The organism is Pseudomonas sp. NFACC42-2 (assembly GCF_900116055.1).
Classification (GTDB): domain Bacteria; phylum Pseudomonadota; class Gammaproteobacteria; order Pseudomonadales; family Pseudomonadaceae; genus Aquipseudomonas; species Aquipseudomonas marginalis.
This window is the reverse complement of sequence record NZ_FOZO01000016.1, coordinates 38,841-53,334: the sequence shown is the minus strand read 5'-3', so window position 1 is coordinate 53,334 and position 14,494 is coordinate 38,841. Positions and strand designations below refer to the sequence as shown.

14 protein-coding genes are annotated in these 14,494 nt (G+C 60.4%); 5 read left to right on the top strand and 9 right to left on the bottom strand.

Annotated features, from left to right (window positions below; translation table 11 throughout):
* The first annotated feature begins 5 nt into the window (after positions 1 to 5).
* From pqqB to pqqE, 4 genes are read left to right on the top strand one after another with little or no spacing between them, the layout of a single operon-like run.
* The gene (gene pqqB, locus BM416_RS23040) at positions 6 to 917 is read left to right on the top strand and encodes a pyrroloquinoline quinone biosynthesis protein PqqB (RefSeq protein WP_032883902.1); all 912 of its coding nucleotides are present in this window, start codon (positions 6 to 8) and stop codon (positions 915 to 917) included.
* 11 nt (positions 918 to 928) lie between these two features.
* Entirely contained in the window at positions 929 to 1,681 is a 753-nt protein-coding gene (pqqC, locus tag BM416_RS23035; protein WP_065938223.1) for a pyrroloquinoline-quinone synthase PqqC, read from the top strand.
* Positions 1,678 to 1,953 carry a pyrroloquinoline quinone biosynthesis peptide chaperone PqqD gene (pqqD, locus tag BM416_RS23030; protein WP_027605935.1) on the top strand — a complete coding sequence of 92 codons (276 nt, stop codon included), beginning with the start codon at positions 1,678 to 1,680 and terminating at the stop codon, positions 1,951 to 1,953. The genes pqqC and pqqD overlap by 4 nt, the downstream gene beginning before the upstream one ends.
* On the top strand, positions 1,946 to 3,076 hold the full coding sequence (gene pqqE / locus BM416_RS23025; protein ID WP_092489571.1) for a pyrroloquinoline quinone biosynthesis protein PqqE: 1,131 nt from the start codon (positions 1,946 to 1,948) through the stop codon (positions 3,074 to 3,076). The genes pqqD and pqqE overlap by 8 nt, the downstream gene beginning before the upstream one ends.
* A gap of 5 nt (positions 3,077 to 3,081) precedes the next feature.
* Here pqqE and BM416_RS23020 read toward each other — a convergent pair whose 3' ends face one another.
* From BM416_RS23020 to BM416_RS23005, 4 genes are all read right to left on the bottom strand, one after another.
* Entirely contained in the window at positions 3,082 to 3,240 is a 159-nt protein-coding gene (locus tag BM416_RS23020; protein ID WP_024077743.1) for a YqaE/Pmp3 family membrane protein, read from the bottom strand.
* A 95-nt stretch (positions 3,241 to 3,335) separates the two neighbouring features.
* Positions 3,336 to 3,656 (bottom strand): helix-turn-helix domain-containing protein, encoded by a 321-nt coding sequence (locus BM416_RS23015; protein ID WP_027605937.1) that lies wholly within the window; start codon positions 3,654 to 3,656, stop codon positions 3,336 to 3,338.
* Positions 3,640 to 4,005 carry a type II toxin-antitoxin system RelE/ParE family toxin gene (locus tag BM416_RS23010; RefSeq protein WP_092489570.1) on the bottom strand — a complete coding sequence of 122 codons (366 nt, stop codon included), beginning with the start codon at positions 4,003 to 4,005 and terminating at the stop codon, positions 3,640 to 3,642. Before BM416_RS23010 ends, BM416_RS23015 begins: the two co-directional genes overlap by 17 nt.
* A gap of 224 nt (positions 4,006 to 4,229) precedes the next feature.
* Positions 4,230 to 5,498: an aspartate aminotransferase family protein gene (locus BM416_RS23005; RefSeq protein ID WP_092489569.1), complete on the bottom strand. Its 1,269-nt coding sequence runs from the start codon at positions 5,496 to 5,498 to the stop codon at positions 4,230 to 4,232.
* Between the two features lie 209 nt (positions 5,499 to 5,707).
* Here BM416_RS23005 and BM416_RS23000 point away from each other — a divergent pair, with 209 nt between their 5' ends.
* Complete coding sequence (locus BM416_RS23000; RefSeq protein ID WP_092489568.1) at positions 5,708 to 6,607, top strand: LysR family transcriptional regulator; 900 nt, start codon at positions 5,708 to 5,710, stop codon at positions 6,605 to 6,607.
* A 240-nt stretch (positions 6,608 to 6,847) separates the two neighbouring features.
* Here the strand turns inward: BM416_RS23000 and BM416_RS22995 are convergent, their stop codons facing one another.
* From BM416_RS22995 to BM416_RS22970, 5 genes are all read right to left on the bottom strand, one after another.
* Complete coding sequence (locus BM416_RS22995; RefSeq protein ID WP_092489567.1) at positions 6,848 to 8,626, bottom strand: acyl-CoA dehydrogenase C-terminal domain-containing protein; 1,779 nt, start codon at positions 8,624 to 8,626, stop codon at positions 6,848 to 6,850.
* Between the two features lie 122 nt (positions 8,627 to 8,748).
* The gene (locus BM416_RS22990; RefSeq protein ID WP_092489566.1) at positions 8,749 to 10,518 is read right to left on the bottom strand and encodes an acyl-CoA dehydrogenase C-terminal domain-containing protein; all 1,770 of its coding nucleotides are present in this window, start codon (positions 10,516 to 10,518) and stop codon (positions 8,749 to 8,751) included.
* A gap of 90 nt (positions 10,519 to 10,608) precedes the next feature.
* Positions 10,609 to 11,898, bottom strand: coding sequence for a GGDEF domain-containing protein (locus BM416_RS22985; protein WP_027605943.1), 1,290 nt, complete (start codon positions 11,896 to 11,898; stop codon positions 10,609 to 10,611).
* 204 nt (positions 11,899 to 12,102) lie between these two features.
* Positions 12,103 to 13,908, bottom strand: a complete 1,806-nt coding sequence (locus tag BM416_RS22980; protein ID WP_027605944.1) for a phenylacyl-CoA dehydrogenase — start codon at positions 13,906 to 13,908, stop codon at positions 12,103 to 12,105.
* Between the two features lie 252 nt (positions 13,909 to 14,160).
* Complete coding sequence (locus BM416_RS22970) at positions 14,161 to 14,442, bottom strand: hypothetical protein (RefSeq protein WP_027605946.1); 282 nt, start codon at positions 14,440 to 14,442, stop codon at positions 14,161 to 14,163.
* Between the last annotated feature and the right edge of the window lie 52 nt (positions 14,443 to 14,494).

Here is a 14,494-nt window from a genome sequence, read left to right as displayed (position 1 = left end):
CGGCCATGTTTGTCCAGATTCTAGGTTCCGCCGCTGGCGGCGGCTTCCCGCAGTGGAACTGCAACTGCGTGAACTGCGCAGGTTTTCGTGACGGCAGCCTGCGGGCGCAGGCGCGGACCCAGTCGTCCATCGCCATTTCCGACGATGGCGTGAACTGGGTACTGTGCAATGCCTCGCCGGATATTCGCGCGCAACTCCAGGGTTTTGCGCCGATGCAGCCCGGCCGCGCACTGCGCGACACCGGCATCAGTGCCATCATCCTGATGGACAGCCAGATCGATCACACCACCGGTTTATTGAGCCTGCGCGAAGGTTGCCCGCACCAGGTGTGGTGCACCGACATGGTCCATGAAGACCTGAGCACCGGCTTCCCGCTGTTCACCATGCTCACCCACTGGAACGGCGGCCTGGCCTGGAACCGCATCGAGCTGGATGCCAGCTTCACCATCCCGGCCTGCCCCAACCTGCGCTTCACCCCGTTGCCCCTGCGTAGCGCCGCCCCACCGTACTCGCCGCACCGCTTCGACCCGCATCCAGGCGATAACATCGGCCTGATCGTCGAAGACCTGCGCACCGGCGGCAAACTGTTCTACGCCCCGGGCCTGGGCAAGGTCGACGCGCCGTTGCTGGAGATCATGGCCGGCAGCGATTGCCTGCTGGTGGACGGTACGATGTGGGACGACGATGAAATGCAGCGCCGTGGCGTCGGCACCCGCACCGGCCGCGAGATGGGCCACCTGGCGCAGAATGGCCCCGGCGGCATGCTCGAAGTGCTGGAGCAATTGCCCGAGCAGCGCAAGGTGCTTATCCACATCAACAACACCAACCCGATCCTCGATGAAGATTCTCCCGAGCGCGCGGAACTGGTGCGGCGCAACGTCGAAGTCGCTTACGACGGCATGAGCATTGAATTGTAGGAGCAGACGACATGACTGACACACCATTGAGCACCGCAGAGTTCGAAGCCGCCTTGCGGGCCAAAGGCGCCTTCTACCATATCCATCACCCGTACCACGTGGCGATGTATGAAGGCCGTGCCACCCGCGAGCAGATCCAGGGCTGGGTCGCCAACCGTTTCTATTACCAGGTGAACATCCCGCTGAAAGACGCCGCGATCCTGGCCAACTGCCCGGACCGCGAGATCCGTCGCGAATGGATTCAGCGCCTGCTCGACCACGATGGCGCACCGGGTGAGGACGGCGGCATCGAAGCCTGGCTGCGTTTGGGCCAGGCGGTCGGCCTCGACCCCGACCAGCTGCGCTCCCAGGAACTGGTGCTGCCCGGCGTACGCTTTGCGGTAGACGCCTACGTCAACTTTGCGCGCCGCGCCAGCTGGCAGGAAGCCGCCAGCAGCTCGCTCACCGAGCTGTTCGCGCCGCAGATCCACCAGTCGCGCCTCGACAGCTGGCCGCAGCACTACCCGTGGATCGACCCCACCGGTTACGAATATTTCCGCACCCGCCTGGGCCAGGCGCGGCGCGACGTGGAGCATGGGCTGGCAATCACCTTGCAGCACTACACCACCCGTGAAGGCCAGGAGCGCATGCTGGAAATCCTCCAGTTCAAACTCGATATCCTGTGGAGCATGCTGGATGCCATGAGCATGGCCTACGAACTGAAACGCCCGCCGTATCACAGCGTGACCGAGCAGCGGGTGTGGCATAAAGGGATCACCCTATGAGCTTCGATCGCAGCAGAAAACCGACCTGGCGCCAGGGCTACCGCTACCAGTACGAACCCGCGCAAAAAGGCCATGTGTTGCTCTACCCCGAAGGCATGATCAAGCTCAACGACAGCGCCGCGCTGATTGGTGGCCTGATTGACGGTGAGCGCGACGTGGCGGCGATCATTGCCGCCCTCGAAGAACAGTTCCCCGGCGTGCCTGAGCTGGGTGACGACATCGAGCAATTCATGGAGGTCGCCCGTGCTGAGCACTGGATCACCCTTGCCTGAAAAACCCGCCATCGGCCTGCCGCTGTGGTTGCTCGCCGAGCTGACCTACCGCTGCCCGTTGCAATGCCCGTATTGCTCCAACCCGCTGGACTTTGCCGAGCAGGGCAAGGAGCTGAGCACCGAGCAGTGGATCAAGGTATTTCGCGAGGCCCGTGAGATGGGCGCGGCGCAACTGGGGTTTTCCGGCGGTGAGCCGCTGGTGCGCCAGGACCTCGCCGAGTTGATCGCCGAGGCGCGCAAGCTGGGGTTCTACACCAACCTGATCACCTCGGGCATCGGCCTGACCGAGCAGAAGATCAGCGACTTCAAGAAAGCCGGCCTGGACCATATCCAGATCAGCTTCCAGGCCAGCGACGAACAGGTGAACAACCTGCTGGCCGGTTCGAAAAAAGCCTTTGCGCAAAAACTGGAAATGGCCCGCGCAGTGAAGGCGCATGGCTACCCGATGGTGCTGAACTTCGTCACCCATCGGCACAATATCGACAAGATCGACCGCATCATCGAGCTGTGTATTGCGCTGGAGGCGGATTTTGTCGAGCTTGCCACCTGCCAGTTCTATGGCTGGGCGCAGCTCAATCGCGTGGGTTTATTGCCGACGAAGGAACAACTGGTGCGCGCCGAACGCATCACCAACGAATACCGCGCCAAGTTCGAAGCAGAAGGCCATCCGTGCAAGCTGATATTCGTGACGCCGGATTACTACGAGGAACGCCCGAAAGCCTGTATGAACGGCTGGGGCAGTATCTTTCTGACCGTGACGCCAGACGGCACCGCCTTGCCCTGCCACGGCGCCCGACAGATGCCGGTGCAGTTTCCCAATGTGCGCGACCACAGCATGCAGCACATCTGGTACGACTCTTTCGGGTTCAACCGCTTTCGCGGCTACGACTGGATGCCCGAGCCGTGTCGTTCGTGCGATGAAAAGGAAAAGGATTTCGGTGGCTGCCGTTGCCAGGCCTTCATGCTCACGGGGGATGCGAGCAATGCCGACCCGGTGTGCAGCAAGTCCGAGCAGCACGGCATCATCCTCAAGGCGCGGGAAGAAGCCGAGTACGCTACCCAGACCATCGAGCAACTGGCCTTTCGCAATGAGCGCAATTCACGGCTCATCGCAAAAGGCTGACGGGCTCAGCGCTTGGCGATGATGTACACGGCGTGAATGATGCCTGGGAAGTAACCGCACAAGGTCAGCAGAATATTCAGCCAGAACGCGCCGGCGAAACCCACTTGCAGGAACACACCCAGTGGCGGCAGCAGAATGGCGATGATGATACGAATGAAGTCCATGGGTCAGCTCCAGAAAATCGGCTCGTGTGAGCCGTGTAGCTAATCGACCTTGGGCGTTCGTGAGGGTTCAGTGGGATCTGGCACCGGGCCATCCTTCAGGCCAGAATCTCTAACCCATGCTTTTGCACGATGCTAAGAAGTTTGAGCGCCATGCCGCTGGGTTGCTTCTCGCCAGATTCCCATTTCTTCACCGTGGAGGCGCTGGTATTCAGGTAACGAGCAAACACCGGTTGGCTGACATGGCTACTTTCACGTAGCTGCTTGATCTGTTCGGCAGGTATTTGTTCCGGGACGGCAGAGAAGCACGCTTCGTCGTATTCACGAAGGGTAGTTTTACTAATGGCACCGATGGCATAAAGCGCTTTGGCGGATTGGTGAATGGACTCCAGCGCTTCACTTTCATATTTTTTGGTCATGATGTATCTCCACAAACGCCCTGAGATCCAAGAGCTGCTGGATCTGCGTTTCGTTTAAGCCTTCATAAACTTTTGCCATCGCCCGAAACCAAGCCAAATCTTTCTGACTGATATTGCTTTGGTCTTGCTTGGCGAACAGCAACTGATAAACCCAGTATTGCCTGCCCTTGGCCAACACTATGGAGCGATGCCTATTCTGGTTGAGGCGCTTTTTCCAAACACCGCCGCCCAGATTATCTGCCTGCCCCCTCAGCAATTGGCCAAATGCCTCCCTCAACTCCGAATCGTAGATCCAGGACTTGCTGGCCGCATCAGCAAACTGCCGTGTTTTAAACAACCTAAGCCTCATGGATATCCCTTCCCATAAACATACCACCCAGTGGTATAGATTAGAAGTGGAGCAACCAATGCTCCGTCGACAGTCCTTATCGACGCACGCTAAAAAGCCATTGTTTTCACAGGCGATCAATCAACGCTTTCAATCCAAAAATTTCACACGCAAAAAAACGCCCCCAGCCGAAAAAATCAGGCTGGAGGCGCCGCGTATACCGCGAGACGGTTCAGGAATATGGGTTAAACAGCGATGCCCTTGCGGCATTGCAACTGGGCGGTGCGCACCCGGGAAAAAGCGCGGGCCAGGCGCAGGAGCATTTCGTCGATGTTGCTTTTGCTCACCGTAAGCGCCGGGGTGAAGCGCAGGCAGTCAGGTTGCGGGGCGTTGAGGATCAGGCCTTCGTGCAGGGCGGCTTTTACCACTGCATCTGCAGAATCATCCGACAACGTCAGGCCCCAAATCAGGCCGTCGCCGCGCAATTGGCCCTGGTCGTAGCGGTAGGCCAGCCGGGCAAGGCCTTCGCCCAGGTAAAGGCCTGATTCACGTACGTGTTCCAGGAAGCCGTGCTCCAGCACCGTATCGAGTACCGCCAGCCCGGCCGATGCCATCAATGCGTTGCCATGATGGGTGCCTTCCAGCTCACCCACTTCAAAGCAACAGGCGTTGCCGCGCGCCAGCAGCGCAGCCAATGGCACGCCGCCGCCCAGGCCTTTGCCGAGGGTGATGATGTCGGCTCGCACGCCGTATTGCTGTTCGGCAAGCAAGGTGCCGCAACGGCCAAGGCCGGTTTGTACTTCGTCGAGGATCAGCAGGATCCCCAGTTCGCGGCACAGCCGTTCAACCCCCTTGAGGTAATGCTCCGTCGCGGGGATCACACCGGCTTCGCTCTGGACCGGCTCCAGCAGGATGGCGACTGTCTGTGCATCGACCGCTGCATGCAGGGCCGGCAGATCGTTGAACGGCACATGGCTGAAGCCGGGCAATTGCGGTTCAAAGCGGTTTTCCAGATTGCCGGCCGACGCCGCCAGTGCCGCGAAACTGCGCCCATGGCAACCATTGCTCGCGCTGATAATGCGGTAGGCCCCGCCGCGATGCAGTTGGCCCCACTTGCGCGCCAGCTTGATCGCCGCTTCGCAGGCCTCGGCGCCACTGTTGAGCAGGTAGGCCTGGTCGCTGCCGGTACGATGGCACAGGCGGTCGACAAGATTGAGTTGAGCGCGGTTATGCAGACCCAGGCCTGGATTGATCAGGGCCTGGGTCTGGTCGGCAAGGGCTTTGATCAAGACCTGCGGGCTGTGGCCGAGGCTGTTGGCAGCGTTGCCCTGGCTGAAATCCAGGTAAGCACGGTCGTCGCTGTCCCACAGCCACGAGCCCTGGCCACGTACGAAAACCTGAGGCGGCCTCGCCACGGTGGGCATCAGCGCCTCGCTGGACAGCGTATCGGGTGAAGCCTCCAGCACCAGGTCGTCCAGGCTGGGCACGGGGCGACGCATATTGAAGAGATTCACAGCTTGCCCCCAGTGGCAACCGGGCCTTGGTCGGTTTTCCCTGCAATCACTGTCTGCGGGTGTGTTGCCTTGCCTATGTAAACGCCATCAACATAAACGCTGTTCATTGCCCGATCCGGCCCTGTAAGCCCTGCGAATAGGCGCTAGACTAGGCGCCTCGGGGGCCACCGGCCATTTCGTTTTTCCAGCTTTTTCGATAAGTAAGTCTTATGGATTTCAAACAACTGCGTTATTTCGTCGCGGTGTATGAAGAAGGCCATGTGGGCCGTGCCGCTGAACGCCTGTCGATCTCCCAGCCGGCGCTCTCACAACAGATCCGCCAGTTGGAGCGCAACCTCGATGTAAGCCTGTTCGAACGCAGCAGCAAACGCCTGCTGCCCACCCTGGCCGCCCATACCCTGTACAACCATGCCTTGCCGCTGATCGATGGCATGCAGCAAGCCGTCGAAGCCTTGCGTAACTTCAAGGGCCAGGCCATGCGCACCCTGGCCATCGGCGTGCTGCAAACCGTGCACACCAGCCTGGTCCCGCAAATGCTCGAGCGCGTGCGCAAGGCCCAGCCGCACCTTGTGGTGCAGATCTACGAATTGACCGGGATCGAGATTGAACGGCGGTTGCTTAACGGCTCGCTGGACATCGGCATCAGCTATCTGCCGCCACGCCAGCCGGGGCTGCACGGCGTGTTGTTGTATGAGGATGAGCTGAAGGTGGTCATCCCCGAGGACCATCCCCTGCGCGAATTCAAGAAAGTCTCGCTGAAACAGGCCGCCGAACTGCCGATGTTGTTGCTGGGGGAAGAGTTTCAGGTTCGACAGATCTGGCAGGGTCAGTTATCCAACCTCGGACGCCGGCCGCAGGTACAGGCAGAGTTGAATACCATGGTGGGGATTCTCGACAGCTTGCCTAACACCAAATTGGCCACGGTGCTGCCGGGACGCTCCCAGGACGAACACAACAGCCAGTCGCTGCTCTGGAAGCCCTTGAGTGAACCCAGGGTGCCGTTAAAGGTAGGTTTGGTGTGTCGCGATGTACAGCGCCAGCAGGCAACCATGGCGCTGCTGCGCACCTTGCTGGAAGACGTGATGAATGCCCCGCCGGCACTGCCGTGAAATTCGGCGCCTGACTTTTTCGCGGGCAAAAGAAAACCCCGCCGAAGCGGGGCTTTGCAGACTGTTTCCCTGACATCCATTTCACTCCGCCATCCTGGCAGAATCCTACGTGTCCGTGTTGTTGCTTTGCGCTTCCTGCGCGACGTCCATGTGAAGTAGATTATCCGTGGATCCAATTTGGCGATAGAGGACGATTAGCAGTACGTCATGTAAGAGAATGCTTACACGCCCTCCAAGCCCTTAGAACAGTGCCTCATCCAGCAAAAACAAGGATTCGCTACCGGCTTTTACCGACGCACTCAGCGAGTGAATACGTGGCAACAGACGCGCAAAGTAGAAGCGCGCGGTGCCCAGTTTGCTGGCGTAGAAGTCTTCCTCAGCCTCCTTGCCCAACGCGGCCTTGGCCATGCGTGCCCACATATAGGCGTAGGCCATGTAACCAAATGCATGCAAATACTCCACCGACGCTGCGCCGATCTCGTTCGGGTTGGTCTTGGCGCGATCCAGCACCCAGGCGGTCAATTCGTCCAGGTTATCCACCGCTGCGCTCAGCGGTTGGCTGAACTCAGCCAATTCGGGCCCCGCTGAGGCGATGAACTGGCGGATCTCGTCAGCGAACAAGGTGTAGAACGCACCGCCGCTGCCGACGATCTTGCGCCCCATCAAATCCAGTGCCTGGATGCCGTTGGTGCCTTCGTAGATCTGGGTGATACGTACATCACGCACCAGTTGCTCCTGGCCCCACTCACGAATGTAACCGTGGCCGCCAAACACTTGCTGGCCGAGCACGGTGGTTTCCAGGCCCAGGTCGCTGAGGAACGCCTTGGCGACCGGCGTCAACAAGGCCACCAGGTTATCGGCCCGCTCGCGGGCAGCGGCATCTTCACTGAACTTGGCGATGTCCAGCTGCGTCGCCACATAGGTGGAAAACGCGCGTCCGCCTTCGTTGGCGGCTTTCATGGTCAACAGCATACGGCGCACGTCGGGGTGGACGATGATCGGGTCGGCCACTTTGTCTTTGGCCTGGGCACCGGTCGGCGCACGGCTTTGCAGGCGGTCGCGGGCATATTCAATCGCGTTCTGGTAGGAGCGCTCTCCGGACGCCAGGCCCTGGATACCCACGCCAAGGCGCTCGTAGTTCATCATGGTGAACATCGCCGCCAACCCACGGTTGGGTTCGCCCACCAGGTAACCCACGGCTTCGTCGAAGTTCATCACGCAGGTGGCGGATGCCTGGATACCCATCTTGTGTTCGATGGAGCCGCAGCTCACCGGGTTGCGCGCGCCCAGGCTGCCGTCGGCGTTGACCATGAACTTCGGCACCAGGAACAGCGAAATCCCCTTGGGGCCGGCCGGGGCGTCCGGCAGCTTGGCCAGTACCAGGTGAATGATATTCTCGGTGAGGTCGTGTTCACCGCCAGTGATAAAGATCTTGGTCCCGCTGATCCTGTAGGAACCGTCTGCCTGCGGCTCGGCCTTGGTGCGGATAATCCCCAGGTCGGTACCGGCGTGTGCTTCCGTCAGGCACATGGAGCCGGCCCACTCGCCGGAATACATCTTCGGCAGGTAGATGGCCTTGAGTTCCTCGCTGGCGTGGGTGTTGATCGACACGCAGGCGCCGGAGGTCAGCATCGGGTACAGGCCGAACGCCAGGCTTGACGAGTTGATCATCTCCTCGACCTGGGCCGATACCGCCTTGGGCATGCCCATGCCGCCAAACACGGGATCGCCGCCTACGCCGACCCAGCCACCTTCAGCGTAGGTCTTGTAGGCCTGTGGATAACCATCCGGAGTAAACACCGCCGTGTTATCCCAGCGGCAGCCCTGTTCATCGCCGCCACGGCTGAGCGGGGCGATGGATTTGGCGGTGACCTTGCCGGCTTCTTCGAGGATGGCCTCTACGGTTTCGGCGTCAACGCTGTCTGCCAATGCCGGCAATTGGGCCCAAGTGGTGGCGACCTCAAAGACTTCGTTGAGGACGAAGCGCATATCACGCAGCGGCGCTTTGTAATCAGCCATGGCAAACCTCGTGAGAACGTGAAAAGTGATTCGATAGGATCGGTTTTACAGGCTCCGAGTGTACCCGAACAACTTTTCAGACACATAGGGTCCACTTGTGACTGACTGGTATTTTTAAGTCATCATAGCGCAAACGACTCCGCAGGCAGACTCATCAGGCATTCGCTGCCCGCTTCCACGGCGGCGCGGTGGGTTGCGGTACGTGGCAGCAGGCGCTTGAAGTAGAAGTCGCAGGTCGCCAGCTTGGCCTTGGCGAAGTCAGTGTCATCCTGCGCCAGCGCTGCAATGGTCATCCGAAGCCACAGGTAGGCGAGGATGATGTAACCGCTGTACATCAAGTAATCCACCGCCGCTGCGCCCACCTCATCCGGGTTTTTCATCGCGGCCATACCGACCTGGGTGGTCAGCTCGCCCCATTCCTGATTCAGTTGATTAAGCTGCACCACATAGCCCTTGAGCTGCGCATGTTCGGCATTCGCCGCGCAAAACTTATGCACGATTTTGGTAAAGCCGCGCAGCAGCCTGCCCTGGCTGCCCAACACCTTGCGCCCCAGCAGGTCGAGGGCCTGGATGCCGTTGGTGCCTTCGTAGATCGGCGCAATCCGCGCATCGCGCGCCAGTTGTTCCATGCCCCACTCACGAATGTAGCCATGGCCGCCGAATATCTGCATGCCGTGGTTGGTCACCTCCAGCCCGGTGTCGGTCATAAAGGCTTTGCAGATGGGAGTGAGGAACGCCAACAGGTCTTCGGCCTCCTGGCGCTGGCCGGCGTCGCTGCAAAGGTGCGCGGTGTCGAGCAACTGCGCGGTGAAATAGGTCAGTGCGCGGTTGCCTTCGTTGAAGGCTTTCATGGTCAGCAGCATACGGCGCACATCGGGATGCACGATGATCGGGTCGGCGGCTTTCTCCGGGGCCTTGGCGCCGGTCAGCGCGCGCATTTGCAGGCGGTCGTTGGCGTACTTGATTGCGCCCTGGAAGCTCGCCTCGCCATTGCACAGGCCCTGCATGCCGGTGCCCAGGCGGGCGTGGTTCATCATGGTGAACATGCAGTTGAGGCCTTTGTTCGCCTCGCCAATCAAAAAGCCCTTGGCGCCGTCGAAGTTGAGCACGCACGTGGCCGAGGCCTTGATGCCCATCTTGTGCTCGATAGAGCCGCAGTGCACCGCATTGCGCTCAGCCGAATCCACATGGAACTTGGGCACGATAAACAACGAGATACCCTTGGTGCCCGCCGGCGCATCTGGCAGCTTGGCCAGCACCAGATGGATGATATTGGCGCTCATGTCGTGCTCACCGGCCGAGATGAAGATCTTGCTGCCGGTGATCGCGTAGCTGCCATCCGCCTGGGGCACGGCACGAGTCTTGATCAGGCCCAGGTCGGTGCCGCAATGGGCTTCGGTCAGGCACATGGTGCCGGTCCATTCGCCGGCGGTGAGTTTGCTCAGGAACGTGGCCTTCTGCTCTTCGGTGCCGTGGGCGTGGATCGCCGACATCGCGCCGTGGGTCAGGCCCGGATACATGCCCCACGAGGTGTTGCTGGAGCCGATCATCTCGCTGAGCACCAGGCCCAACGAGTGCGGCAGGCCCTGGCCACCGTAGGCCGGGTCTGCCGCCACGCCGTGCCAGCCGCCTTCGACGTACTGGGCGAAGGCTTCCTTGAAGCCCTTGGGCGTGGTCACCACGCCGTTGTCGAAATGGCAGCCCTCTTCATCACCACTGCGGTTGAGTGGCGAAAGCACGTTCTCGCAGAATTTGGCGCCTTCTTCCAGGATTGCACTGACCATGTCCGGGCTGGCGTCCGTGGCGCCCAGGGCAGCGTAGTGGCCGTGGAAATCAAACACGTGGTCGATCAGAAAGCGCATGTCGCGCAGGGGAGCTTTGTACTCAGGCATGGCGATGTCTCCGGCAGCAGATCCTTTCAACCTACTGCCGGCCAGCGCCTCGGACAATCATTGTAGAACCGCTGAATACAGCGCCATCACTCAACCGGCAGCGCTCTGCATGCGCACCGCGCCACGGCGGGTCTGCCCGGCCGCAACCACACAGTTACGCCCCGCGCCCTTGGCGGCGTACAGCGCCTGGTCGGCGGACTTGAGCACTTCTTCCGCCGTGCGCTGGTCGATCTGGCGTTCGGCCACGCCGATGCTGACCGTCACCGACACACTCGACGCGCCGCTGCCCGCCCGGCGTTGACGGCCTTGTTGATCATCCTGGGGCCGGTCCGAATTGCGCAGCTTGATGTCGTAGTTGGCGACGATCTCGCGGATTTCCTCCAGGTGCGGCATGCACTCATCCAGGGTCTTGCCGGCAAACACCACGGCGAATTCTTCACCGCCGTAGCGGTAGGCACGCCCACCCCCATTGACCTTGGACAGCTTGCTCGCCACCAGGCGCAGTACCTGGTCGCCCACATCGTGACCATGGGTGTCATTGAAGCGCTTGAAGTGATCGACGTCGGTCATCGCCAGCACATAGTTGCGCCCCAGCCGCTGCATGCGTTCGTTCAGGGCACGGCGCCCCGGCAGGCCGGTCAGTTCGTCGCGGAACGCCATTTGATAAGCTTCGTGGGCCACACCGGCGGCGATCATCAGCATGACCTGGCTGCACATGATATTCAGCGTGAACGGAAGGATGAAGGTCTGCGGCAACATCCAGAACATCCCCAGCAACCCGACCAGTTGCGCCGCATGCAGCGGGCGCGGCTGGTACCAGTATTGCGCCGCCAGAGTGAGGAAGCCGACCAGGAACATCGGGTATGACAGCTGGATCAGGCTCATCCAGGTCCCATGCAGAGCGGGCCAGCGGATCTCCGCCAGCCAGTTCAGCAGTGCCTGGGGATAACTTTGCTCCAGGGCCAGCGCGACGCTGCCGATTGCCAGTAGCACCGCACAACGGGCAACGAAGTCGCGAAACAGGTGGGTCTTCTCCTGCCACAGCGCGTAGATGCTGAACAGCAGCGGCAATAACAGGCAACACAGGTGAAACACCACGGCTGCGTCTTCGCGCACGCGGCCATTGTCGCGATAGAAATCGGTCTGGGTATCGAGCAGGAAGTAGGCGATGTACACCGTGATCATCAGGAACAATTCACGCTGGCGGCGATAAACCGCGCAGTACGAACCGCCCAGCAACAGCACCAGGGTCGGCAACACATTGAACAGCGAGGTGAAAAAGACGCTGAGGTCCTTGACGTACGCAGCCGAGAGCCCGGCCAGCAACAGCAGCAACGAAGGAAGAAAGTGACTGAAACGTAAAGCAGACACGCGTGACAAGGGTAAAACTCCGACCCGCAAAAAGTAGTGGCACTGTGCCTTGATGCGAACAGTTAAGCACACCTTGCCCGTCATGTATCACATTGCCATCACTGTAACGGCAGCCGGAGAAAATCCCTGAGCGCTGCACTGTGTTTTTTATCCCCCAATGAAAAAACCGCCGCTCCCAAGGGAAGCGACGGTTTCAGATGAACCCGGTAAGGCTTAGTAAGCCAGGCCGAAGTCTTCTTCTTTCATGTCCATCAGGTTACTGGCGCCCGACAGCATGGTGGCCACGTGGGTACGGGTCCGCGGCAGGATGCGCTGGAAGTAGAAGCGCGCGGTTTGCAGCTTGGCGGTGTAGAACGCTTCTTCGCTGGTACCGGCGGCGAGTTTTTCGGCAGCCAGGCGCGCCATGTCGGCCCAGAAGTAAGCCAGGCAGGCGTAACCGGAGTACATCAGGTAATCCACCGAAGCGGCCCCCACTTCTTCGCGGTCTTTCATCGCGGCCATGCCGACCTTCATGGTCAACTCGCCCCACTCTTTGTTCAGCGCAGCCAGCGGTGCCACGAACTCCTTGACCGCGTCGTTGCCTTCGTTGGCCTGGCAGAACTTGTGCACGATCTTGGTGAAGCCCTTGAGCGCTTCGCCCTGGGTCATCAGCACTTTACGGCCGAGCAGGTCCAGTGCCTGGATGCCGGTGGTGCCTTCGTACAGCATGGAAATGCGGCTGTCGCGAACGTTCTGCTCCATGCCCCACTCGGCGATAAAGCCGTGGCCGCCATAGATCTGCACGCCGTGGTTGGCGGATTCAAAACCGACTTCCGTCATGAACGCCTTGGCAATCGGGGTCATGAATGCCAACAGGCCATCGGCCTGTTTCTTGGCCTCGTCGTCGGTGCCGTACTTGACGATGTCCACTTGCTTGGCGGTGAAGTACACCATCGCACGGTTACCTTCGGCGAAGGCTTTCATGGTCAGCAGCATGCGGCGCACGTCAGGGTGCACGATGATCGGGTCAGCGGCCTTTTCCGGCGCTTTCGGGCCAGTCAGGGAACGCATCTGCAAGCGATCGCGGGCATATTTCAGGCCGCCCTGGAAGCCGATCTCGGCGTGGGCCAGGCCTTGCAGCGCGGTGCCCAGGCGAGCGGTGTTCATAAAGGTGAACATGCAGTTCAGGCCTTTGTTCGCCGGGCCGATCAGGAAACCGGTGGCCGCGTCGAAGTTCATCACACAGGTGGCATTACCGTGGATACCCATCTTGTGTTCCAGGGAACCACAGCTCACGGCGTTGCGCGCACCGATCGAGCCGTCGGCGTTGGGCAGGAACTTGGGCACGATGAACAGCGAGATGCCTTTGGTACCGGCCGGTGCGTCCGGCAGGCGGGCCAGCACGATGTGGACGATGTTGTCGGCCATGTCGTGTTCACCGGCCGAGATGAAGATCTTGGTACCGGAGACTTTGTAGGAACCGTCGGCCTGAGGCTCGGCCTTGGTGCGCAGCATGCCCAGGTCGGTACCGCAGTGTGGCTCGGTCAGGCACATGGTGCCGGTCCACTCGCCCGACACCAGCTTGGTCAGGTAGGCCTCTTGCTGCTCGGGGGTGCCGTGCTCGGAAATGGTGTTCATCGCGCCATGGGACAGGCCCGGGTACATACCCCACGACCAGTTGGCTTCGCCGACCATTTCGCTCACGGCCAGGCCCAGGGATTCCGGCAGGCCTTGGCCACCGTGCTCCACGTCGTGGGCCAGGCTTGGCCAGCCGCCTTCGACAAATTGCTTGTAGGCTTCTTTGAAACCAGCAGGGGTTTTAACGCCAGACTCACTCCAGGTGCACCCTTCGATGTCACCCACGCGGTTCAACGGTGCCAGCACTTGCTCACAAAACTTGGCGCCTTCTTCGAGAATGGCGTCAACCATGTCCGGGGTAGCGTCCTGGCAAGCCGGCAGGCTCTGATAGTGCGCTTCATAGCCGAGCAGTTCGTCACGAACGAAGCGAATATCACGCAAGGGGGCCTTGTAGTCAGGCATAGCGATAAACCTCTGCTGATGTATCTGGAATGAACAACCGCGTGGATTTGTTATGGCGGTCAAACAGGTGTTTGAAACATACGTTTACGACCTGGGGATGTCAAGCGCCGTCCAGACACCGTTTGTCATGACGCGGGTCAATGGCAGGCATGGCGAGGCCTGCGGCGGGATGCCACAAGGTGCTCAGAAGAAAATGGAGGATTGCACAAAGGCGACCAGCCCCAGGAAGGAGCCGGTCGTACGAAAGAGGGGTTAAGCGAAGGTGTCGATCAGGGTACCGAGCATTTCGTCTGAAGCCTTGGCGACCTTGGCGCCCAACTCCACTTGAAACTTGCCTTGGGCCATTTCAACCATATTGCTCGCCGAGTTCGTCGGCTGGGCGCGGTCATTGGCTTGCAACCGGTCGCTCTGTGCGTCCGACGGCTGGGTGGTCGCGGCGCTGGCAATTCTGCCGGCGGCCTGGTCGACACGGCTCTGCCCGGCCTGAATGGTGCTCAGCCCCGAGTAAAACGCGCTGCTGCCAGAGATGTCCATGGCTTCAACCTGCCTTTAGAGAATCGTGAAGTTGAATTGAAGCAGACATACT

What these genes read in the sequence shown, in the direction of transcription:
- pqqB (WP_032883902.1), top strand. Translation starts at nt 6, where the DNA reads ATGTTTGTCCAGATTCTAGGTTCCGCCGCTGGCGGCGGCTTCCCGCAG.
- pqqC (WP_065938223.1), top strand. Translation starts at nt 929, where the DNA reads ATGACTGACACACCATTGAGCACCGCAGAGTTCGAAGCCGCCTTGCGG.
- pqqD (WP_027605935.1), top strand. Translation starts at nt 1,678, where the DNA reads ATGAGCTTCGATCGCAGCAGAAAACCGACCTGGCGCCAGGGCTACCGC.
- BM416_RS23020 (WP_024077743.1), bottom strand. Translation starts at nt 3,240, where the DNA reads ATGGACTTCATTCGTATCATCATCGCCATTCTGCTGCCGCCACTGGGT.
- BM416_RS23015 (WP_027605937.1), bottom strand. Translation starts at nt 3,656, where the DNA reads ATGACCAAAAAATATGAAAGTGAAGCGCTGGAGTCCATTCACCAATCC.
- BM416_RS23010 (WP_092489570.1), bottom strand. Translation starts at nt 4,005, where the DNA reads ATGAGGCTTAGGTTGTTTAAAACACGGCAGTTTGCTGATGCGGCCAGC.
- BM416_RS23000 (WP_092489568.1), top strand. Translation starts at nt 5,708, where the DNA reads ATGGATTTCAAACAACTGCGTTATTTCGTCGCGGTGTATGAAGAAGGC.
- BM416_RS22995 (WP_092489567.1), bottom strand. Translation starts at nt 8,626, where the DNA reads ATGGCTGATTACAAAGCGCCGCTGCGTGATATGCGCTTCGTCCTCAAC.
- BM416_RS22990 (WP_092489566.1), bottom strand. Translation starts at nt 10,518, where the DNA reads ATGCCTGAGTACAAAGCTCCCCTGCGCGACATGCGCTTTCTGATCGAC.
- BM416_RS22980 (WP_027605944.1), bottom strand. Translation starts at nt 13,908, where the DNA reads ATGCCTGACTACAAGGCCCCCTTGCGTGATATTCGCTTCGTTCGTGAC.
- BM416_RS22970 (WP_027605946.1), bottom strand. Translation starts at nt 14,442, where the DNA reads ATGGACATCTCTGGCAGCAGCGCGTTTTACTCGGGGCTGAGCACCATT.